This window comes from Parapedobacter lycopersici (genome assembly GCF_040395035.1).
Taxonomy (GTDB): Bacteria; Bacteroidota; Bacteroidia; order Sphingobacteriales; family Sphingobacteriaceae; genus Parapedobacter; species Parapedobacter lycopersici_A.
The window spans coordinates 1-23001 of record NZ_JBEBRB010000042.1; the positions used below are offsets into that span (position 1 = coordinate 1).

Sequence of the window (23001 nt, forward strand, 5' to 3'; positions counted from 1 at the left end):
GATGCGTGATGGGAAGAAGGTAGCGAAAGAGCGTAATTTTTATCCGGGATATGTGTTGTTGGAAGCAGCATTGGATGGTGAGCTGGAGCACGTAATCAAAAATATCAATAGTGTTGTCGGGTTTCTGGGCGATAAAGCCGGAACACCGATTCCATTGCGCCCGGCCGAGATCAACCGTATTCTCGGCAAAGTAGATGAAATGTCAGAGCAGGGCGAACTGATGAATGTGCCTTTCTATGTGGGTGAATTGGTTAAGGTTAACGACGGGCCGTTCAATGGATTCACCGGAGAGATCGAAGAGGTGAACGAAGAGAAAAAGAAATTGAAAGTCATGGTAAAAGTGTTCGGCCGTAAAACCCCGTTGGAGCTGAACTATATCCAGGTGGAGAAAGAATAGTCGCAGGCGGATTGAGAAAATTCGCCTATATTTTTCATAATGCTTTGTGATTAGAAAAATATTTGTACCTTTGCACTCCTTTTGGGGTGCATTTGCAATTTACACAAAAGCGCTTCAAAATCTAAATGTTACGTTATAATGCTTCCACCTTACTAACAAACATTTATTAATTAATTCAACATCGTAAAATGGCAAAAGAAGTCAGTGCGTTAGTAAAATTACAAGTGAAGGGCGGCGCTGCAAATCCATCTCCTCCAGTCGGACCTGCTTTGGGTGCGAAAGGGGTGAATATCATGGAGTTCTGCAAGCAGTTCAATGCACGTACCCAGGATAAACCCGGCAAAGTATTGCCTGTTGTTATCACGGTATATAGCGACAAATCTTTCGATTTTATCATTAAAACCCCTCCTGTTGCAATCCAGTTAGTTGAGGCTTCAGGGTTAAAGGGTGGTTCCGGTGAACCTAACCGGAAAAAAGTGGGGTCGGTAACCTGGGAACAGGTGGAGACCATCGCGAAGGATAAAATGCCGGATTTGAACGCGTTCACGGTGGAGTCTGCCATGCGCATGGTTGCCGGAACGGCACGCAGCATGGGCATCACGGTGAGCGGTAACGCGCCCTGGAACAATTAATTTAACGAAATCAATTTAAGAAAGTGGCAAGATTAACAAAAAATCAGAAAGCGGCACTATCCAAGATTGAAGTTGGCAAAGCATATACTTTACAAGAGGCAGCAGCCCTGGTGAAGGATATTACCAATACCAAATTTGACGCTTCGGTGGATATCGATGTACGCCTCGGCGTAGATCCCCGTAAAGCGAACCAAATGGTACGCGGTATCGCAACATTACCGCATGGTACAGGCAAGACCGTTCGCGTACTGGTGCTTTGTACTCCCGACAAGGAGGAGGAAGCAAAAGCAGCGGGTGCAGACCATGTGGGACTGGACGACTATATCAGCAAAATCGAGGGTGGATGGACCGACATTGATATCATTATTACCATGCCCAGCGTGATGGCAAAAGTAGGTAAATTGGGCCGTATTCTCGGTCCGCGTAACCTGATGCCAAATCCGAAAACCGGCACGGTAACGACCGATATCGGCAAGGCAGTAACCGACGTTAAAGGCGGTAAGATTGATTTCAAGGTAGACAAAACAGGTATCATCCATACATCAGTCGGTAAAGTTTCTTTCGCTCCCGAGAAGATCTATGAGAATGCCTTGGAGGTATTGCAAACGATCTCCCGGTTGAAGCCTTCGGCTGCAAAGGGAACGTATTTCAAGAGCATTTACCTTTCTTCTACCATGAGCCCGGGAATCCAAATAGAGAGTAAATCAGTAGCAGGTATTTAATCATGAAAAGAGAAGAGAAACAAGAAATTGTTAAAGCTTTAGCCGAGCAGATTAAATCTTACGGTAATTTTTACATTGCTGATACTGCTGATTTGACGGTGGCTACCGTGAATGGCATCCGCCGCAAATGCTACGATAGAGGCATTGCGATGCAGGTGGTAAAAAACACGCTGATCAGAAAAGCGCTTGCAGAGGCTGGAGTGGATTCAGAAGAATTGCTCGACGTACTGAAGGGCTCGTCTACAATGCTGTTTTCAGAAACGGGAAATGCACCGGCCAAGTTGATCAAGGAACTTCGTAAAGAAGGCGATAAGCCGGTACTGAAGGGCGCATACATTGATGCGGCGGTCTTCATTGGAGACAACCAGATTGATGCGTTGAGCAGACTGAAATCGAAGAACGAATTGATCGGCGACATCATTGGATTGTTGCAGTCGCCTGCCAAGAATGTCATCTCCGGACTGCAGTCCGGTGGTAACACCCTGGCCGGATTGGTTAAAACTTTACAGGAGCGGGGCTAAGCGGAGGCTCCCAACGGAAAAATTCCGCGTGATTAATTAAAATTTTTATAAAACGTAATTCAAAAAATTAAAATAAAATGGCAGATTTAAAAGCGTTTGCTGAGCAGTTGGTAAACTTGACAGTAAAAGAAGTTAACGAGTTAGCTCAAATCCTGAAAGATGAGTATGGCATTGAGCCTGCTGCTGCAGCTGTTGCTGTTGCTGGTCCGGCTGCAGGTGGTGATGCACCTGCTGCTGCTGAGGAAAAGACTTCCTTTGATGTCATCCTGAAAGAAGCCGGTGGCCAGAAATTGGCTGTTGTAAAGCTGGTGAAAGACCTGACAGGACTTGGCCTGAAAGAAGCGAAAGACTTAGTTGACGGCGCACCTAAAGAATTGAAAGCCGGTGTTGCAAAAGACGAAGCAGAAGCTTTGAAAAAACAACTTGAAGAAGCAGGAGCTGTTGTTGAGATCAAATAAATTAGGTCATACAACATACCTGAACGGGTTAGACTCTGACGTGTATTTCGTCAGAGTCTATTCCTATTTATGATATTTCCCCTATCATACCATGTTTATGCCGTACATGGGCCCCTAAGGCAGAAAACGGCATCGTGTGCACAGTTTAAATTAAACTAAATTCTTATTCCCTTGGCAAACAAAAGTATTCAAAACGAAAGAGTGAATTTTGCAAGCAGTAAAAAGGTGATCGACTACCCCGATTTTCTGGATGTGCAATTGCAATCTTTCAGGGAGTTTTTTCAGCTTGAAACAACTTCAGACAACCGCCACCAGGAAGGGCTGTTCAAGGTATTTTCAGAAAATTTTCCCATTTCTGATTCACGGAACATCTTTGTGCTTGAGTTTCTGGATTATTTTATTGATCCGCCGCGCTACGATATTCAGGAGTGTATCGAACGTGGCCTGACCTACAGTGTCCCGCTCAAGGCGAAACTCCGCCTGTCCTGTAACGACGAAGAACATGAGGATTTTGAAACCATCGTGCAGGACGTTTACCTGGGGACTATCCCCTACATGACCCCGAAAGGAACTTTTGTCATCAATGGCGCTGAACGCGTTATTGTATCCCAGCTGCACCGCTCACCGGGCGTATTCTTTGGACAGAGCCGCCACACGAACGGTACGAAGTTGTATTCGGCACGGGTTATTCCGTTTAAGGGATCATGGATTGAATTCGCGACTGATGTGAACAACGTCATGTACGCGTACATCGACCGTAAGAAAAAATTCCCGGTAACTACGCTTTTACGGGCCATCGGTTACGATTCGGACAAGGACATCCTGGAATTGTTTGAACTGGCTGATGAAGTGAAAGTGAGCAAGTCCGGGCTCAAAAAATATGTAGGCCGCAGGCTTGCGGCACGGGTGCTTAAAAAATGGATTGAGGATTTCGTGGATGAAGATACGGGTGAGGTGGTGTCAATCGACCGGAACGAGGTCGTATTGGAACGCGAAACGGTATTGGAAGACGACCACATCGACCTGATCATCGATGCCGGCGTGAAATCCATCATCCTGACGAAGGAAGATGCGTCCAACAACGCGGATTATTCCATTATATACAATACGTTACAGAAAGATACATCGAACTCGGAAAAAGAGGCTGTTGAGCACATTTACCGCCAGTTGCGTAATGCTGAACCACCCGATGAGGAAACCGCACGCGGCATCATCGAGCGCCTGTTCTTTTCCGACAAACGTTACGACCTGGGCGACGTGGGCCGTTACCGGATTAACCGCAAGCTGCAGTTAGATACGCCGGACGACACTAAGGTGCTTACCCGCGAGGATATCATCGCCATCGTGAAGTACCTGATCAACCTGATCAACTCCAAGGCGGAGGTCGACGATATCGACCACTTGTCCAACCGGCGCGTACGCACCGTGGGCGAGCAGCTGTATACGCAGTTTGGCGTAGGGCTGTCGCGTATGGCGCGGACGATCCGCGAACGGATGAATATCCGCGACAACGAGGTGTTCACACCTACGGACCTGATCAATGCCCGGACGCTTTCGTCTGTGATCAATTCCTTTTTTGGTACCAACCAGCTGTCACAGTTCATGGATCAGACCAACCCGCTGGCGGAAATTACCCACAAGCGCCGTTTGTCGGCTTTAGGGCCCGGCGGTTTGTCGCGTGAACGGGCGGGGTTTGAGGTGCGTGACGTGCACTATACCCACTATGGCCGCTTATGTACCATTGAAACGCCGGAAGGCCCGAACATCGGGTTGATTTCCTCGCTTTGTGTACATGCGAAAATCAATAACCTGGGATTCATTGAGACGCCCTACCGTAAAGTAGAAGACGGAAGGGTAGTCGTGGAAGAACCGGTGATCTACCTATCTGCCGAAGATGAAGATGGTAAAACCATCGCTCAGGCTAATGCGGAATACGATGATAAGGGTAACTTCGTTACGCCGAAGGTAAAAGCCCGGTATGAAGGCGACTTCCCTGTTATCGAGCCGGAAAAACTGGATCTGATGGACATTGCGCCGAACCAGATTACTTCCATTGCTGCTTCGCTGATTCCGTTCCTGGAACACGATGATGCGAACCGGGCGCTCATGGGCTCCAACATGCAGCGGCAAGCCGTACCGTTATTGCGGCCTGAGGCTCCGGTTGTGGGAACTGGATTGGAAGGACGCGTGGCACGCGATTCACGTACGCTGATCAATGCCGAAGGCAGTGGTGTCGTGGAATATGTAGACGCTGAGGAGATCAAGATCCGTTACGACCGGACAGACGACGACCGATTGGTGTCGTTTGACGATGACGTAAAAACATATAAACTGATTAAGTTCAAGAAAACCAACCAGAGTACCTGCATCAACCTGAAGCCCATTGTCAAAACCGGGCAAAAGGTGGAAAAAGGACAGGTGCTTTGTGAAGGCTATGCAACCCAGGATGGTGAACTGGCACTCGGACGCAACCTGAAAGTGGCCTTTATGCCATGGCAAGGGTTTAACTTTGAGGATGCTATCGTGATCTCGGAGCGGGTGGTCAGCCAGGATATCTTTACTTCGCTGCACATCGAGGAATTTGAACTCGAGGTACGTGATACCAAACGGGGTGAAGAGGAATTAACGGCGGATATCCCGAACGTATCGGAAGAGGCAACGAAAGACCTGGATGAGAAAGGCATCATCCGCATTGGTGCGGAGGTACGTGAGGGTGACATCCTGATCGGTAAAATTACGCCGAAAGGGGAATCGGATCCTTCACCGGAAGAGAAGCTGCTCCGCGCGATCTTCGGCGACAAGGCCGGCGACGTAAAGGATGCTTCATTGAAAACGCCGCCTTCGATCAATGGTGTTGTCATTGATACGAAGCTGTTCTCACGGGCCAAGAAAGTGGGTAAAGAGGAAGAAAAACGGGTACTTGACCAGCTGGATGCACAACATGCGAAGGCCCTGAAAGTATTGAAGGATAAACTGATTGATAAACTGTTTGCGATTGTGAACGGTAAAACTTCACAGGGTGTTTTCAATGTGTACAAGGAGCTGTTGGTAGCTAAGGGTGCCAAGTTTACCCAGAAGATCCTGACCGATCTGGATTATACGAATGTAAATCCTACGGGCTGGACAACTGACGACGAAAAGAATGAGCTGATCAAGCAGACACTTCACTTCTACAACATCAAGTTAAATGAGGAGCTGGGCGCTTATAAGCGGGATAAATTCGCCATTAGCGTAGGGGATGAGCTGCCGTCGGGCATCGTGCAGATGGCCAAGGTGTTCATCGCTAAAAAACGGAAACTGAAGGTAGGTGATAAAATGGCAGGCCGCCACGGAAACAAGGGTATCGTTGCACGTATTGTGCGGGATGAAGATATGCCGTTCCTGGAAGATGGTACGCCGGTTGATATCGTACTGAACCCATTGGGTGTGCCTTCGCGGATGAACCTGGGCCAGATCTATGAAACGGTATTGGGCTGGGCCGGACAGAAATTGGGTGTCAAATTTGCGACGCCGATTTTTGACGGCGCCTCGACGGAAGAGGTGGAAGGTTGGGTGGCTAAGGCCGAACTTCCTGCATCAGGCCGTACGTACCTGTACAATGGATTGACCGGTGAGCGTTTTGACCAGCCGACAACGGTAGGTGTCATCTACATGCTGAAATTAGGCCACATGGTGGACGATAAGATGCACGCACGTTCCATTGGTCCGTACTCGCTTATTACCCAGCAGCCACTCGGCGGTAAAGCACAGTTTGGTGGTCAGCGGTTTGGTGAGATGGAAGTGTGGGCACTGGAAGCGTTTGGTGCGTCCAATATTCTTCAGGAGATCCTCACCGTTAAATCGGACGACGTGGTGGGCCGGGCGAAAACGTATGAAGCGATCGTCAAAGGCAATAACCTACCAACGCCGTCTGTGCCGGAATCCTTCAACGTACTCGTTCATGAGTTGCGTGGTTTAGGATTGGATATCACGCTGGATTAATCAAGCTTAGCGCTTTAACTTTTAGAAACGAAAGTATGTCTTACAAAAAGGATAATAAAATAAAAAGCAACTTCACCTCGATTACCATTAGCCTGGCTTCTCCGGAAACCATTCTGGAACGCTCAAGCGGCGAGGTGGTAAAACCGGAGACGATCAACTACCGGACGTACAAACCGGAACGTGACGGCTTGTTCTGCGAACGTATTTTCGGTCCGGTAAAGGACTACGAATGCCATTGCGGTAAATACAAGCGTATCCGTTACAAGGGAATTGTGTGTGACCGTTGCGGGGTGGAAGTAACCGAAAAGAAGGTGCGCCGTGAACGCATGGGGCATATCAGCCTCGTGGTTCCTGTGGCACACATCTGGTACTTCCGTTCCCTTCCCAACAAAATCGGCTACTTGCTGGGCTTGCCTACCAAGAAGCTTGATATGATCATTTACTACGAACGGTATGTGGTGATCCAGGCGGGTGTTAAGGAAGAGGATGGCATTAATTACATGGACTTCCTGACGGAAGAGGAATACCTGGACATCCTGGATACCCTGCCGAAGGAAAATCAGTTCCTGGACGATACCGATCCGCAGAAATTCATCGCCAAGATGGGTGCGGAAGCACTGGAAGAATTGCTGAAGCGCCTGGATCTGGATCAGCTTTCCTATGACCTGCGCCACCAAGCAGCCAACGAAACTTCGCAGCAGCGGAAAAACGAGGCACTGAAACGGCTGCAGGTAGTAGAAGCGTTCCGCGGGTCAAAAGACCGTATCGAGAACCGTCCGGAATGGATGATCGTTAAGATTGTTCCTATTATTCCGCCTGAACTGCGCCCATTGGTGCCGTTGGAAGGCGGACGTTTCGCGACGTCCGACCTGAACGACCTGTATCGCCGGGTGATTATCCGGAATAACCGCTTGAAACGCCTGATGGAAATCAAGGCGCCGGAGGTTATTCTCCGGAACGAAAAGCGGATGTTGCAGGAAGCGGTTGACTCCCTATTCGATAACTCGCGTAAGGTAAATGCCGTGAAAACAGAAGGTAACCGGGCATTGAAATCGTTGTCCGATATCCTGAAGGGCAAGCAGGGCCGTTTCCGCCAGAACCTGTTGGGTAAACGGGTGGATTACTCGGCTCGCTCGGTCATTGTTGTCGGGCCGAACCTGAAGCTGCACGAATGCGGACTGCCGAAAGATATGGCAGCCGAACTGTATAAGCCGTTTATCATTCGCAAGATGATTGAACGCGGTATTGTGAAAACCGTAAAATCGGCCAAGAAAATTGTAGATCGTAAGGATCCAGTAGTATGGGATATCCTCGAAAATGTATTGAAAGGACACCCTGTGCTGCTTAACCGGGCACCAACGCTGCACCGTTTGGGTATCCAGGCATTTCAGCCCACATTGGTGGAAGGGAAGGCCATCCAACTGCATCCGTTGGTGTGTACGGCGTTCAACGCCGACTTTGACGGTGACCAGATGGCGGTGCACCTGCCGCTGGGCAACGCTGCGATTCTGGAAGCACAGATCCTGATGCTGGCTTCACATAATATCCTGAACCCGGCTAACGGAACCCCGATTACGGTTCCTTCGCAGGACATGGTATTGGGTCTTTATTACATGACCAAGGGCCGGAAAACAGATGAAAGCCGCGTGGTTAAGGGACAGGACATGGTCTTTTACTCCGCTGAAGAGGTGATCATTGCCTATAACGAGAAGCAGGTTGATCTGCACGCGTTTATTAAAGTAAAAACGGTTGTCCGCAATCCAGCTGGTACGTTGGAGGAACGGATTATCGAAACGACTGTTGGCCGTGTACTGTTTAACCAGGTCGTTCCCGAGGAAATCGGTTACGTAAATGAACTGCTTACCAAGAAGTCGCTTCGTGATATTATCGGATCTGTGGTAAAAACCATGGGTATGGCACGTGCGGCACAGTTCCTGGATGACATTAAGGAGCTCGGGTTCCAGATGGCATTTAGGGGTGGGCTCTCGTTCAACCTGCAGGATCTCAATATTCCGGATGCCAAATCTGACCTGATCGACCAGGCTACCCGCGAAGTAGAGGAAGTGACGAACAACTATAACATGGGCTTCATTACAAATAATGAGCGTTACAACCAGATTATCGATATCTGGACGCGCATTAACAGCCGGTTGACGGCTAATGTGATGGAGATCCTTTCTACGGATAACCAGGGCTTCAATTCGGTTTATATGATGCTGGATTCAGGTGCCCGGGGTTCCAAGGAGCAGATCCGCCAGTTATGCGGTATGCGGGGCCTGATGGCTAAACCGCAGAAATCCGGCTCTTCCGGAGGTGAGATTATCGAGAACCCGATCCTGTCGAACTTTAAGGAAGGACTTTCGGTACTGGAATACTTCATTTCGACACACGGTGCCCGTAAGGGTCTTGCGGATACGGCGCTGAAAACAGCCGACGCGGGTTACCTGACCCGGCGGTTGCATGATGTGGCCCAGGATATGATTGTAGTAGACGAGGATTGCGGCGGCCTGCGGGGTGTCTATACGACTGCCCTGAAGGATAACGAAGATGTTATTGAGCCATTATACGACCGGATACTCGGCCGTGTATCACTACACGATGTATACGATCCGATTTCGGGTGAACTGCTGGTAGCGGCAGATCAGGATATCGATGAACAGATTGCGGCGAAAATTGAAAATTCGGCGGTAGAAGGGCTTGAAATCCGCTCGGTATTGACGTGTGAAAGTAAGCGTGGGGTGTGTGCGCTCTGCTATGGCCGTAACCTGGCAACCGGCAAACGGGTGCAAAAGGGCGAGGCTGTTGGTGTGATTGCTGCGCAGTCCATCGGTGAACCGGGTACACAGCTTACACTGCGTACGTTCCACGTGGGTGGTACGGCATCAAACATTGCGGCGGAATCCCAGATTCTGGCAAAATTTGACGGTGTTGTTGAACTGGAAAATATTCGTTCGGTACCGCACGAAGGTGAGGAAGGACCGGATCAGGTGGTGATTGGCCGTTCTGGCGAACTCCGTATCCTTGACCCGGAAACCAATAAGGTAATCATGACCAATAACATCCCCTACGGATCATACCTGTATGTCAATGCGGGGGATAAGGTAACCGCCGGGCAGCGTATCTGCTCATGGGACCCTTATAATGCGGTAATCATTTCCGAATTTGCCGGAAAAGTGGAATTTGAATCGATTATCGAAGGTGTTACCTTCCGCGAGGAATCCGATGAACAAACCGGACACCGTGAAAAGGTAATCATCGATACCCGGGATAAAACGAAAAACCCGGCCATTAAGATCCTGGACAAAAAAGGCGCGGTTATCCGCACATACAACATCCCGGTTGGTGCCCACGTTTCTGTGAGCGACCAGGTGGATGTGAAAGAAGGGGTGATTTTGGCCAAGATACCTCGTTCTACTGGTAAAACGCGGGATATTACGGGCGGTCTGCCACGGGTGACCGAACTGTTTGAGGCCCGTAACCCGTCTAACCCGGCAGTGGTAACCGAGATCGATGGCGTGGTGACGCTTGGTGGTGTGAAACGCGGTAACCGCGAGATATCCATCGAGTCGCGCGACGGACAGATCAAGAAGTACCTGGTGCCGCTTTCCAAGCACATCCTGGTACAGGATAATGACTTTGTGAAAGCCGGTATGCCGTTGTCAGACGGGTCGATTTCTCCGGCAGACATCCTGGCGATTAAAGGCCCGTCGGCAGTACAGGAGTACCTGGTCAATGGTATTCAGGAAGTGTACCGTCTGCAAGGGGTAAAAATCAATGATAAGCACTTTGAAACCATTGTGCATCAGATGATGCAGAAGGTCGAAATTGCCGATCCGGGCGATACGCGCTTCCTCGAAAAAGAGGCGGTTAACCGGTGGGATTTCATGGAGGAGAACGACAGTATTTACGATAAGAAAGTAGTGGTGGACGCAGGGGATTCCAATGAACTGAAACCCGGCCAGATTGTTTCGTTGCGTAAATTGCGGGATGTGAATTCCAGTCTGAAACGCCGCGACCTGAAATTAGTGGATGTTAGGGATGCCATTCCTGCTACGTCCAGCCCATTGCTGCAGGGAATTACCCGCGCTTCATTGGGTACCAAATCATTCATTTCGGCAGCTTCCTTCCAGGAAACAACCAAAGTACTGAATGAGGCGGCAATCGCAGGTAAACGTGACAACCTGTTGGGACTGAAAGAGAACGTGATTGTTGGACACCTGATTCCTTCGGGAACCGGTCTGCGCGATTACGAACGGATTATCGTAGGCTCCCAGGAGGAATACGATCAGCTGCTGGCTTCCAAAGAAGAGGATTAATCAGTGGATTGTGATCGATAGCCGGTGTTCAGTGACCGGCAGACCGATCCGGATAAAATGAACCAAACCGCCGGGCATAGGAAGATGCCCGGCGGTTTTTTTGTTTCCGCTGAATCCTGACCACTGAAAGCTAACGGCTAAATCGTATCTTTGCAATCGTTATGGGTACCCTGCTGGATATCGGACAAAAGCCGTACAATCATTACGGCGCCTACCTGCGTGCTAAATACGACGGTAAACGGGTATTCAAGATTATCGTGGATGGTAATTTTACATGCCCGAATCGTGATGGCAGCAAGGGGTATGGAGGCTGTTCCTACTGCAACGTGGATTCGTTCACACCCGAATCTGCCCGTACATTACCCACGATCCGCCAGCAGGTGGAGGAAGGAATCCAGCGCGCGGTAAATGGTTACGGTGCGGAGAAATTCGTGATTTACTTCCAGCCCAATACCAACACGTATGCGCCGGCCCACTACCTCAAGGCATTGTATGACGAAGCGTTGAGTGTCGCTCCGGAAAACGTGGTGGGCTTATCCGTTGGCACCCGGCCGGATTGCATCGACTTTGAAAAGGTGGCGCTGCTTGAAAGTTACACTGATCGGTATGATGTGGACCTGGAGATGGGTATGGAGTCGATTTATAACGATACACTGGAGCGCATCAATCGGGGATGCAGCCACGAGGAACTGGAGTCAGCCCTCGGGCTGGTTGTCAATAGCCCGCTTGACATCTGTGTGCATACCATTTTCGGATTTCCCTGGGAAACAAGGGAAATGATGCTGCGCTACGCCGATGAGATAAACCGGTTCCCGCAGATTAAGTTTGTGAAACTTCATCACTTGCATGTTGTCGAGGGATCCATTATGGGGGTACAGTATAAACGTAATCCTTTTCCGGTATTCAGCTTAGCGGACTATACCGACTTTCTTTGTGCGTTTATTCCATTGCTTAGGCCCGATATCGTCATCCAGCGCCTGTTTGGCTTAGCGGATCAGGAGCTACTGATTGCACCGAATTGGGGCAAGGGAAAATCAGCTATTCAGACCTATATTGACAAAGAATTAGAACGCAGGGGTGCTTACCAGGGAAGCCAGTATACCCCGGAATAACGTGTCACGTATGGTTTAACCTTCCAGCACCTGTTTCAGATCGGCCGGCGAATAGGCAACTGATTTCAATGTTTTGTTGTCTTCGGTACGGAATACCAAGAATAATCCATCAACTTCCTTGTAATATGATTCCACGCCCTTTGCCTTATAATGTTCCATGGTAGCTTCCGCTTCCTGTATGGTTTTGCAGGCCTTGCTCATGTTCGACCGTTGGACTTCGTCGAATAATGCGGCGAATTTATCGGCGAGACCAAACTCCAGAACGGCACCGGAAAGTACGTACTGAATGTCACAAAGGGCATCGGCTATTTCGATAATGTCCCGGTTGGCAATGGCCTCCTCCAGCTCTTTCAGCTCTTCGGAGATAAGGGAAACACGCAGGTTGCATCGTTTTTCGTCGGGAATGGCAGGTTGGGCCAATATGGGGTGCTGGAACGTACGGTGAAATTCGGCAACGGCTGTTAACGTCTTCGGGTCTGTCATGCTTAATGGTTTTTCGTCGTAAGTATTGAGTATAGCATGCTTGGCTGCTATTTGATGAAATGCTTAAGCTGGATAATTTCTTTTTCTTCCAGGAAACGCCAGCGGCCACGGGGCAGGTCTTTCTTGGTCAGATTGGCATAGACTACCCGGTCGAGCTTTACGACATCGTAGCCGAGAGATTCAAATATACGGCGTACAATACGGTTTTTTCCACTATGGATCTGGACACCGATTTCCCGTTTGCTTCCACCCTGGACGTAGCTGATTGCATCGGGTTTGACAAAACCATCTTCCAGCTCCACACCAAACGCAATTTTATTAAGATCACCCTGCGTCAGGTTTTTATGGAGCTCCACCTGGTAAATCTTGCTGACATTATTCCGTGGATGGGAAAGTTTCTCGGAAAGGTTCCCATCGTTGGTCAGCAGCAGCAACCCGGTCGTGTTGCGGTCCAGCCGTCCTACAGGGTAGATGCGTTCACGGGTGGCTTTGGCAACCAGTTGCATAACAGTACGTCGTTCCTGTGGGTCATCAGTGGTAGTAATGTAGTCTTTTGGCTTATTTAGTAGCACATATACCATTTTTTCACGTTGCAGGCGTTCGCCATTATACCGGATATCGTCTTTCGCCGGATCGACCTTGGTGCCAAACGCGGTAACTACTTCGCCGTTTACCCGGATGACGCCTGCCTCGATCAATTCATCTGCCTTGCGCCGGGAACAGATTCCTGCATTGGCAATGTACCGGTTGAGGCGGACCAGCCCGTTATTTTCAGGTTCCCGTTGGAATGGCTTCCGGGATGTTCCCCGACGCCGTTCATATACCGGCTTAGTTGCGTCGGAGCCATGGCGGCTATCGGTCCGTTTTTCACGGTAAGCACGGTGCTGGGTGCTGTCATTTTCATGCGTATTTCGCGAGTCCCGGCTATAAGGACGCCCCGGTCCGGACGATCGGCCCTTATAAGGTGCGGGCTTACGATCTGATCTGTTCGATGGCTCATCATTTTCCCAGGTTTTCCGTGGGCCGTCGCTGTAGGGGCGTCCGGACTCGCCGGAGCGGCCTTTATAAGGGCCGGACTTCCGTCCCGGTTGATTCCTGTTATTTGCCTGTGTGTCCTGGCCCCTGGATTTATAGCCGCTGGGAGCGGAAGGGGTTGCCGGTCTACCTTTTTTTCTGGATTTGTCGTCGCGACTGTTCCGTTTGTTACTTAATGGCATGATTTTTACCGTAGAAAAATGTGAACCGCAAAGGTAGCTAAAAATATGCGTTTAACGGTGAGTGACCTTGTTTTTTACAAAAAAATAACCAGAAAAGGTACGTTAAATTTTGTTAAAAGTCAAGTCGTTGTTCACTAAGTGTTTGTAAGATAGTGAGATAATTTTTACATTTGCGACCAACTTTTGGATCAAGTAATAATTCCCCCCATTTTTTGACCGGGCGGTCTATTACAGAAAGGTAATGCATGATAAAAAAACAACTGCTCTGTTGTAGTGCGGTTTTAGGGCTGGTGTTACTGTCTAATTTATATTCATATAACTCAGCAGTCAGCGAAGAACAGGCCGTTTTACAACAGGACACCCTATCATACAGCGATTTTTGGCTGGATGATATTAATCAAGTCCGAAACTCCCCCTATTTTGCATCATTGAATTTTGCGGATGAGAACCTGCCTTTAGGTGACAAGCAAATTGAACAGAAAATGATGCGTTATCTCAAGGCTTATTCCAGGAAACAATGGTCGAAACTGTTGCATCATAAAGCGCAATCTGATTTGCCAAAGGTGGCTGCCGTTTTACGCCGGTATGGCGTCCCTGAGGATTTTAAGTACATTCCCCTGGTGGAAAGTAATCTCGCACATGGCACGACATCGCATCGTGGCGCGTCGGGTTATTGGCAGTTTATGCCCAGCACCGCCCGGGCTTTTGGCCTCCGAGTCGATAATGAAGTTGATGAACGCCAACACATTGAAAAATCCACGGTGGCCGCTGCAAAATACCTGAAATCGTTGTATCGCGTCTTCAATAGCTGGACATTGGTTGCGGCCGCCTACAATATCGGCGAGGGTAATCTGCAGCGTGCAATCAGCCGCCAACGGGAAGATAACTATTTTAAACTGAAACTAAACCGGGAAACCGGCAGTTATGTGTACAAGCTGATCTCGGTAAAAGAGATTGTCGAGCACCCGGGGCTGCACCGAGAGCGTAGCAAAGCGCTGTTAGCCGATGCTACATCGGATGCTCAGGAAGAAGATCATAAATTATAGCTGTGACAGCAATTCCTATCGCCGGATAGAGGCTGAGTGTATACCTCGACTAGCGAAGATCTACAATTTCTACCCCCGGATATTGGCTCTGCTGAAAGGTAAACTGGCCTGCCGGCACCGCCGGATTCGCTTTTGTGCCCTTAATGGCATAGGTATATCGCATACCATTCTTGTCAAAAACTGTAACATCGTGGAGCAGGTTCGTGGATTGGTTGATCCGCAGCTTGATTTTGTAGTATGGCGATTGCGTATTTTCCGGTGAAAGTTCAATTACATGCAATGCTGTATTTCCAGCGCGTTCATCCGCGGACGATACGTATTTGTACCCACTGCTGTAAAATGAGAAAATATTGACCGGTGAAATGGCCGTGGCACTATTGTCCACATCGGTAACCTGAACTTCATTTACGTCTTTAAGTACCGTCCACAGTGTTTTGCCATCGCTGATCAGCTCCTGGCTATCCATGGTAATGTGGTATTTTCCGCTCGAGGGTTGGATCAGGATGACCCCCGATTCCGAATAATCGGCGGCGGCCTGCGGCGACTGCCGGGCAGTGACAGTAAAATTAGCCTGAACCGCTTTATAACCCTTATAGGTGTTGCTCATTTTGTCGAGCAATGTTTTTGCCGCTGCATCCGTTTGTGCGTAAACACCGGTTACAGCAACAAATAAAAACAGGATGAACAGTCCAAATCGTTTCGCTTCTCTCATGGCTATCTTACGCATCTTTCTTTAACCCATCCAAAAACTGTTCCAATGAATATTCGTCAGGGAATAGCACTTCACGGGCCTTGCTGCCCTCAAACGGACCTACGATACCGGCGGCCTCCAGTTGGTCGATGATCCGGCCGGCCCGATTGTACCCCAGCTTTAATTTACGCTGGATAAGTGACGTCGATCCCTGCTGGTGGAGCACGATAAGGCGCGCGGCATCCTCAAACATGGGGTCGCGGTCGCTCATGTCGAAGTCTCCGGCTCCGCCTTCACCGTTTTCGTCGATATATTCAGGGAGGAGCAGTGCGGAAGGGTAACCTCGCTGGCTGCCAATGAATTCAGAAATTTCTTCAACCTCGGGCGTATCCACAAAAGCACACTGTATCCGGATCAGGTCACTTCCCGTAGCCAACAGCATATCCCCGCGACCGATCAGCTGGTCGGCGCCCCCTGAGTCGAGAATAGTTCGCGAATCCACTTTAGAGAGTACCCGGAAGGCAAGCCGGGCAGGGAAGTTGGCTTTGATAGTGCCGGTAATGATATTCACGGACGGGCGCTGGGTGGCAATCACCAGGTGAATGCCGACTGCACGCGCTAATTGGGCCAGGCGGGCGATGGGCGTTTCCACCTCCTTGCCTGCAGTCATCATCAGATCGGCGAATTCATCAACAATCAATACGATGAAGGGGAGATAACGGTGGCCTTCCTCGGGGTTCAGGCGTCTGTTAACGAATTTGGCGTTGTACTCCTTGAGGTTACGGACCTGTCCGTTTTTCAGGAGGTCGTAACGGCTATCCATTTCGATACACAGTGAATTGAGGGTATTAATTACCTTTTTGGTATCGGTAATGATGGCATCTTCTTCGCCGGGCAGTTTGGCTAAAAAGTGCCGTTCTACTTTTTTGAATAACGAAAGTTCCACCTTTTTGGGATCCACCAGTACAAATTTAAGTTCCGCAGGATGTTTTTTGTACAGTAAAGAGGTAAGAATTGCGTTGATACCCACGGATTTACCTTGCCCGGTAGCACCGGCTACCAACAAGTGTGGCATCTTCGCTAAATCGGCGATAAAGACTTCATTGGAAATGGTTCTTCCCAGCGCAATGGGCAGGTCCATGTCGGTATGCTGGAATTTTTCTGTAGCCAGTACAGACCGCATGGATACCATTTCCGGATGACTGTTCGGCACTTCAATGCCGATAGTACCTTTGCCCGGCATGGGCGCAATGATCCGGATACCCAATGCGGCAAGGCTCAGTGCAATATCATCCTCCAGGTTCTTGATTTTGGAAATACGTACCCCCGGCTTCGGAATAATTTCATACAGCGTAACGGTAGGACCGATGGTTGCTTTGATTTTGGCAATTTCGATATTATAATTGCCCAGCGTTTCGACAATTTTATCTTTGTTGGCTTCCAGTTCATGGTTATTGACCGTAATTTTTCCGGAGCCATAATCACGAAGGAGGTCGAGCGTTGGGTATTGATACCCCGAGAGATCCAGTTTGGGGTCGTACTGTCCTACCTTCTCAACTAACTCGTCTGCTGTGGTAATGCTTTTCTCTTCCTTTATGGCTGAAACCGTAAGTGCGGGTGCCAGGGTTTCTTTTTTGGGTTCGGGCTTTTCAGTCGCAGCCGCTACCGTGAAATCAGGTGTTTCCGGACGTTTTTCCGGCTGTTGCCCGGATTCCGTGGCTGCTGGTACAGGCGGTTCTACCGGTGCCTCGTCCTTCATCTTATTGAGGCTGAATTCGACCGGGTCGATCCGGTATTCCGATTCTTCCAGGTAACGGTTTTCTTCGCGTGTGGCAGACGCTGTTTCCGGTGTCGGACTTGTCGTTTTCGGTTGTCGGGCAGGTAGCTTAAAATCCAGGTTAAATGCGATAATCAGTACCGTGAGTATAATGAAAATAAGCAAACCGCCTACGCCGGCCACACCAATTTGTGCCTGCAATAACCGATTGGTCCAAAACCCGAACTCACCTTCCAGAAAGTGCGGGTAATTGCTGGCAAAACCATGAATATAGGCGAGCGTTACCGAGATAAATATTAAGGCACATAAGGAGTAGACCAGGGTTTTCCAAATGGAAATAATCCGTACTTTCAGCAACAGGCGATATCCTATGACAAAAAAGATGCCCACAAAAATAAATGAGGCAACGCCAAACCACTTATAAATAAACTGATGGGCAAGCAATGCGCCGAATTTTCCCATCCAGTTTTCCACAACAGGCTGCTCAACACCGGCAAGCTCCAGCTCTTCCCGGGTTTTAAACAGGGTGTCCCAGCTTCCGTTGGTTGCGGAGATGTAACTTTGGTCTTCCTGCCAGGTAAATAAGTAGGAAATAAAGGCAATGAGGAAATAAACCGACATGGCCAGTAAAAACAGGCCGGTAATTTTGACAATTTTTGCGCCTACGGTCTTTCCTGAAGCTGTGCCGGAATTACGCCTACGCTCGGGTTTTTTTCGTTCGGACGACTTGCTTCCGGTATCGTATGGTGTGTTTTTTCTGAATGAGTTCCCTTTTCCAGACATTTAGCGGACACGTTATGTTTGAGACAAACTTACGATTTTTTACAGATAAAATGATTGTGGCCGGCTGTATGCTGTTTGATCGGTTTTTTTCCGACTGTAGCGTTTTATCTGTGGGACGCGTTTTATCAAAACATCCGGTTTAAAAAGTTGTTTGCAGATATACAACATATGGTTAGTTATTAAAGAGAATATAATGATGAAAAAGATACAATTTAGAAAAACAGGAAAACGTAACCGTCTTTCGCTGGCCATGCTGCTGCTAGGCGTGGTGATCGCGTTTGGCAGCTGTCTGAAGGACGATACCGGACCGAGTCAAATTTCCGCTACTGCCGCGCTGAATGCCGTACCAGGTTCGGAAGGACTTGATATCGGGTTGGACAACAACCAGCTGAACGACCGCTATTGGGGCGAAGAATTTGCATATACCGATGTGCTGCCTTACAAGAATGCTTATCCGGGTAGTCGATTGGTCCGTGTATTTGACCCCCAGCGTAATGCGGACACCCCGCCTTTGGCTTATACCACGGTAAATTTTGTTCCCGGTACTTTTTATACCCTGTATGTAGTAGGCTATGACGAGCTGGAAATCATGGTGACGGAAGACGATCCGTCCGCTCCGGGTGAGGGGAATGCGAAAATCCGGTTTATTCAACTGAGCCCGGATGCACCATCACTGGATATTGTGGAAGAGGGGGAGGACGTTGCGGTTGCCACCGATATGGAATTTAAGGATGTTGTCGAATTTTTTCCGATAGAAGCCGGTACCGCCCACACGTTTAATATCCTGGAACACGGCAGTACTGACGTCGTTCATACGTTCGATTTTACCCCGGAAAACAACAAGATTTACACGATATGGGTTAAAGGCTTATTTGAAAGCGAGGGTGATGAATCGCTGGCTTTTGGCCATGAGGTAATTACTCACTGATCATGGTAGTTTAAGATTCTCCATAAATTTAGGTTGATTGAAGTCCATCCGCCAACCGGTGGATGGATACCGCTCCCGCCCGGGAGCGGTTTTTTTGATAAATAGCTTGTCAATACCGCTTATACTGCAGTTAGCAGGAAATAGTTTTTCTTTCCCCGTTGCACAACCAAGTAACGGCCGTTCACCAGGTTCGTTGCTGTATACACCTGTTCCGGATTACCAACTTTTTCCCGGTTAACAGAAACGCCACCGCCCTGTATCATTTTACGTGCTTCGCCCTTGGAGGGGAAAACAGCCGATGATTGCGCCAACAGATCCAATACATTAATGCCGGCATCAAACTGAGTTTTGTCAATCTCGAACTGCGGGATACCGTCAAATACGTCAAGTACACCGGCGTGGTCCATTCCGTAGAGGAACTCCAGGGAACCGCTGCCAAATAGAAATTCCGAGGTTTTAACGGCGGTTTCGTAGTCCTGTTCACCATGTGTCCGGACTGTGATGTCACTGGCCAGGGCCTTTTGTACAATACGTAAATGCGGTGCTGTATCGTGCTCGGCAATAATCGAATCGATTTCTTCCCGGGATTTCAGTGTGAATATCTTAATCCAGTTTTTCGCATCGTCGTCGCTTGCATTGAGCCAGAACTGGTAAAACCGATATGGTGAGGTTTTTGTACGATCTAACCAGACCGCCCCACTTTCGGTTTTTCCAAACTTATTGCCGTCCGCCTTTTTGATCAGCTGTGTAGTAATGCCGTAAGCGGTACCGCCATCCTGTCGGCGAATAAATTCGGTTCCCGTTACAATGTTCCCCCATTGGTCTGATCCACCCATTTGTATCAAGCAATTGTGGTGCTTCCAAAGGTGGTAGAAATCGTAGCCTTGGATCAATTGATACGAAAATTCAGTGAAAGACAGGCCGTTTTCATTTGCCAGTCGACTTTTGACAGAATCTTTTGCCATCATGTAATTCACCGTAATCAGTTTTCCGACATCGCGGATAAAATCCAGAAACTTAAATTCTTTGAACCAGTCGTAGTTGTTGACCATTTTTGCGGGATTCGGTCCTTCGCCAAAATTCAGGAACTGCCGCAGTTGTTTTTCGAGGCAGTTTACATTGTGCTGCAACGTTGCTTCATCAAGCAGGTTCCGTTCTGCGGATTTGAAAGATGGGTCGCCGATCATGCCGGTGGCACCGCCAACCAACGCGATAGGGTTGTGCCCTGCACGCTGGAAATGAATCAGGGTCATGATTTGGGTCAGGTGCCCCACATGCAGTGAATCTGCCGTCGGATCAAAGCCGATATAACCTGAAACCGGTCCTTTATTCAGTAATTCTTCAGTACCCGGTATGATATCCTGCAACATACCCCGCCAACGTAATTCGTCTACAAAATTCATGGTAATTCCCTGTTTTAAGCTTTCGGATGACTCCCGTAAAACGACCGCAAAGATAGTAGATTATGCGTAAATTTATGCGTTGAAATTGTTATCTTGGTATCAGATGATGCATAATAGGCCTTTGAAGCAGGGAGGAATATCGACAGGTGACATTGGCACAATAAGTGCACGTTAAGCTAAAACGGGCTGCATGAATTTCCTTTCGCACTATTATTTTGAACGATATAGCCACAACCCTGAGTTGGTGCTGGGCAGTATATTGCCCGATTTAGTAAAAAATGCAGCTAAAGAAGTTAACATACAGGCACATAAATACGAAACCAAACTGGGTAATAACCCCAAATTGAATAGCCTGTATCAGGGGTGGATGCGGCATATCGAAACGGATCGGCTTTTTCACAATGCGCCTTTTTTTTATGAAAACACCCATGAGTTGAAACTGCTGCTAGCACCCGCAGTGGAAACGACCGCGATACGGCCGTCGTTTTTATCGCATATCGCCCTTGAATTACTTTTAGACCACCTGCTGCTTGAGAATGGGCTGGTGAATGAAAACGATTTTTATGCATACCTAACTGCGGCCGATCGGGATACGGTAGCCCGGTTTCTGAAAATATGTGACATACCTGATACGGCGTTCTTCTTTACTTATTTCGACAGCTTTATACGAGCGCGGTATGTGGGCAGTTACCGGGAGTTTGAGCAGATTACCTTCGCGCTGATCAACATTTGCAGGCGACTGTGGCAAGTAGTTATTACGGCAGACCAAAAAAAGCAGATTACGGCAAGCTTGAGGGACTACGCAAAAAAAATGACCGGGAACTTTAACCTTATATTTGATGAGATCGGGCCATTATTGCCATAACTTCTTTTCCTCCTTGCCGAAAATTGGCTGCTCCGTCGGGTTTTTTTTATAAGTTTGACCGGTTAATAGTGGGCTAAACCAATTTGTTATCCGTATATGGCAAACAGACTTTTCCAAAAAAAACAGATCGATCAGCTTCTGGCGGGTACACCTTCCGGCCCACACGGTGGGCTGGCCAAAGTACTGGGCGTACGTGATCTGGTGTCGCTTGGGATTGCAGCCATCGTAGGAGCCGGTATCTTCAGCACCATCGGTCTTGCCAGTTACAACGGCGGGCCTGCGGTATCGCTTTTATTTGTGTTTGTAGCGGTAGCCTGTGTATTTACCGCACTTTCTTATGCACAATTTGCCAGTACCGTACCTGTTTCGGGTAGCGCTTATACTTATGCGTATGTTGCTTTCGGGGAGTTGTTTGCCTGGATTATCGGCTGGGCGCTTATTTTGGAGTACGCGGTTTCAAACATGGTAGTGGCTATTTCGTGGTCGCAATACTTTGTAAGTATGTTGGAAGGCTTCGGTATCGTAATCCCAAGATGGCTTACCATGGCCCCGGCCTACGCCATTGAAGCACATGCTAAATTAGCAGTCGGCGGTATGGCGTCGCTTTCCAAAGTAGATCAGGCGGCCGCGACTGCATACATGGATGCCCCGCGGATAGGGGATATTCCGATTATTTTTGATTTACCGGCGGGCCTCATCACCTTCTTGGTTACCTGGCTGGTGTACATTGGCATCAAGGAATCAAGGACAGCGAGTAATATCATGGTTGCCGTGAAAATCGGTGTTATTTTATTGGTTGTATTCGGTGGGATTTTCTTTGTAAAGCCGGAAAACTGGGTGCCATTCGCGCCGAATGGCGTTGACGGCATTATGAGTGGTGTCGCGGCCGTTTTCTTTGCTTTTATCGGATTTGACTCGATATCAACAACGGCGGAAGAATGCAGGAACCCCCAACGGGATCTGCCGCGGGCGATGATTCTTTGCCTGTTGATCTGTGCGGTATTATACATTTTAATTACACTGGTACTGACAGGAATGGTTCATTATACGGAATTAAATGTAAAGGACCCGCTGGCTTATGTGTTTGAATACGTAGGCATGGATTATATGGCCGGTATTGTTTCAGTAACCTCGGTTGTAGCGATCACCAGCGCATTGTTGGTTTTTCAACTTGCACAACCCCGTATCTGGATGACTATGAGTCGCGATGGCCTCCTTTGGAAGCGTTTTTCCACTATCCATCCGAAATATAAAACGCCCTCGTTTGCAACTATTGTTACCGGTGTCATTGTGGCTGTACCTGCGCTGTTTTTTAAAATGGATTTCTTTGTCGACCTAACCAGTGTAGGTACTTTTTTTGCTTTTATTCTGGTATGTGCAGGTGTGCTTTATATGGATCATTCGGGGATTTCCAGGCAATCTAAATTCAGGGTACCCTATATTAACGGCAAATACCTGATTTCGTTAGGATTAGTCATCGCGGCGTTATGGGTTTATTATGGGGAACCGGAGCTGATTGCGGTATGGCGCCAACTGTCAATAACCGAAATTATAGCGCACAAATTACTGATCATTATTTTTTGGTTGACATGGGTCGTACTCAGCGTCATGGGTTTTAAATTTAATTTCTCACTTTTTCCGGTAGCGGGCATTCTGTTTAACCTATACC

The 23001-nt window shown here is 48.5% G+C and carries 17 protein-coding genes; 12 read left to right on the top strand and 5 right to left on the bottom strand.

Features of this window, described 5'->3' with window-relative positions; translation table 11 throughout:
- The 8 genes from nusG to mnmL all read left to right on the top strand — a co-directional run.
- Nucleotides 1-397 (top strand): transcription termination/antitermination protein NusG (nusG, locus tag ABWO75_RS09325; protein ID WP_353184849.1); only part of this gene is annotated, 397 nt, incomplete at its 5' end.
- Nucleotides 398-585: 188 nt separating this feature from the next.
- Nucleotides 586-1029 carry a 50S ribosomal protein L11 gene (rplK, locus tag ABWO75_RS09330; protein ID WP_257657275.1) on the top strand — a complete coding sequence of 148 codons (444 nt, stop codon included), beginning with the start codon at nucleotides 586-588 and terminating at the stop codon, nucleotides 1027-1029.
- A 23-nt stretch (nucleotides 1030-1052) separates the two neighbouring features.
- A complete protein-coding gene (gene rplA / locus ABWO75_RS09335) occupies nucleotides 1053-1751 on the top strand; it encodes a 50S ribosomal protein L1 (protein WP_353184852.1) in 699 nt (232 codons plus the stop codon).
- Nucleotides 1752-1753: 2 nt separating this feature from the next.
- Nucleotides 1754-2272: a 50S ribosomal protein L10 gene (gene rplJ, locus ABWO75_RS09340; RefSeq protein ID WP_353184854.1), complete on the top strand. Its 519-nt coding sequence runs from the start codon at nucleotides 1754-1756 to the stop codon at nucleotides 2270-2272.
- 77 nt (nucleotides 2273-2349) lie between these two features.
- Nucleotides 2350-2730: a 50S ribosomal protein L7/L12 gene (gene rplL, locus ABWO75_RS09345; RefSeq protein WP_130856890.1), complete on the top strand. Its 381-nt coding sequence runs from the start codon at nucleotides 2350-2352 to the stop codon at nucleotides 2728-2730.
- 171 nt (nucleotides 2731-2901) lie between these two features.
- Nucleotides 2902-6711: a DNA-directed RNA polymerase subunit beta gene (rpoB, locus tag ABWO75_RS09350; RefSeq protein ID WP_353184856.1), complete on the top strand. Its 3810-nt coding sequence runs from the start codon at nucleotides 2902-2904 to the stop codon at nucleotides 6709-6711.
- Between the two features lie 35 nt (nucleotides 6712-6746).
- Nucleotides 6747-11027 (top strand): DNA-directed RNA polymerase subunit beta', encoded by a 4281-nt coding sequence (gene rpoC / locus ABWO75_RS09355; protein ID WP_353184858.1) that lies wholly within the window; start codon nucleotides 6747-6749, stop codon nucleotides 11025-11027.
- 161 nt (nucleotides 11028-11188) lie between these two features.
- Nucleotides 11189-12139 (top strand): tRNA modification radical SAM protein MnmL/YtqA, encoded by a 951-nt coding sequence (gene mnmL, locus ABWO75_RS09360; RefSeq protein WP_353184860.1) that lies wholly within the window; start codon nucleotides 11189-11191, stop codon nucleotides 12137-12139.
- Nucleotides 12140-12154: 15 nt separating this feature from the next.
- Here mnmL and ABWO75_RS09365 read toward each other — a convergent pair whose 3' ends face one another.
- Nucleotides 12155-12622 carry a pyrophosphohydrolase domain-containing protein gene (locus ABWO75_RS09365; protein WP_353184862.1) on the bottom strand — a complete coding sequence of 156 codons (468 nt, stop codon included), beginning with the start codon at nucleotides 12620-12622 and terminating at the stop codon, nucleotides 12155-12157.
- A 47-nt stretch (nucleotides 12623-12669) separates the two neighbouring features.
- Nucleotides 12670-13839: a pseudouridine synthase gene (locus ABWO75_RS09370; protein ID WP_353184864.1), complete on the bottom strand. Its 1170-nt coding sequence runs from the start codon at nucleotides 13837-13839 to the stop codon at nucleotides 12670-12672.
- 245 nt (nucleotides 13840-14084) lie between these two features.
- Between ABWO75_RS09370 and ABWO75_RS09375 the strand changes: the two genes are divergently transcribed.
- Entirely contained in the window at nucleotides 14085-14885 is an 801-nt protein-coding gene (locus ABWO75_RS09375; protein WP_353184866.1) for a lytic transglycosylase domain-containing protein, read from the top strand.
- Between the two features lie 49 nt (nucleotides 14886-14934).
- Here the strand turns inward: ABWO75_RS09375 and lolA1 are convergent, their stop codons facing one another.
- Nucleotides 14935-15597, bottom strand: a complete 663-nt coding sequence (gene lolA1 / locus ABWO75_RS09380) for an outer membrane lipoprotein periplasmic chaperone LolA1 (RefSeq protein ID WP_353184868.1) — start codon at nucleotides 15595-15597, stop codon at nucleotides 14935-14937.
- Nucleotides 15598-15604: 7 nt separating this feature from the next.
- Nucleotides 15605-18136, bottom strand: coding sequence for a DNA translocase FtsK 4TM domain-containing protein (locus ABWO75_RS09385; RefSeq protein ID WP_353184870.1), 2532 nt, complete (start codon nucleotides 18134-18136; stop codon nucleotides 15605-15607).
- 193 nt (nucleotides 18137-18329) lie between these two features.
- On the opposite strand from ABWO75_RS09385, the gene ABWO75_RS09390 reads away from it, so the two are divergent.
- Entirely contained in the window at nucleotides 18330-19064 is a 735-nt protein-coding gene (locus tag ABWO75_RS09390) for a DUF4397 domain-containing protein (RefSeq protein WP_353184872.1), read from the top strand.
- Between the two features lie 119 nt (nucleotides 19065-19183).
- Here the strand turns inward: ABWO75_RS09390 and tyrS are convergent, their stop codons facing one another.
- Nucleotides 19184-20467 carry a tyrosine--tRNA ligase gene (tyrS, locus tag ABWO75_RS09395; protein WP_353184874.1) on the bottom strand — a complete coding sequence of 428 codons (1284 nt, stop codon included), beginning with the start codon at nucleotides 20465-20467 and terminating at the stop codon, nucleotides 19184-19186.
- 190 nt (nucleotides 20468-20657) lie between these two features.
- Between tyrS and ABWO75_RS09400 the strand changes: the two genes are divergently transcribed.
- Both ABWO75_RS09400 and ABWO75_RS09405 read left to right on the top strand, forming a co-directional pair.
- On the top strand, nucleotides 20658-21332 hold the full coding sequence (locus tag ABWO75_RS09400) for an ACP phosphodiesterase (RefSeq protein ID WP_353184876.1): 675 nt from the start codon (nucleotides 20658-20660) through the stop codon (nucleotides 21330-21332).
- 96 nt (nucleotides 21333-21428) lie between these two features.
- Nucleotides 21429-23001, top strand: a 1573-nt coding sequence (locus ABWO75_RS09405; protein ID WP_353184878.1) for an amino acid permease, incomplete at its 3' end; no start/stop codon positions are given.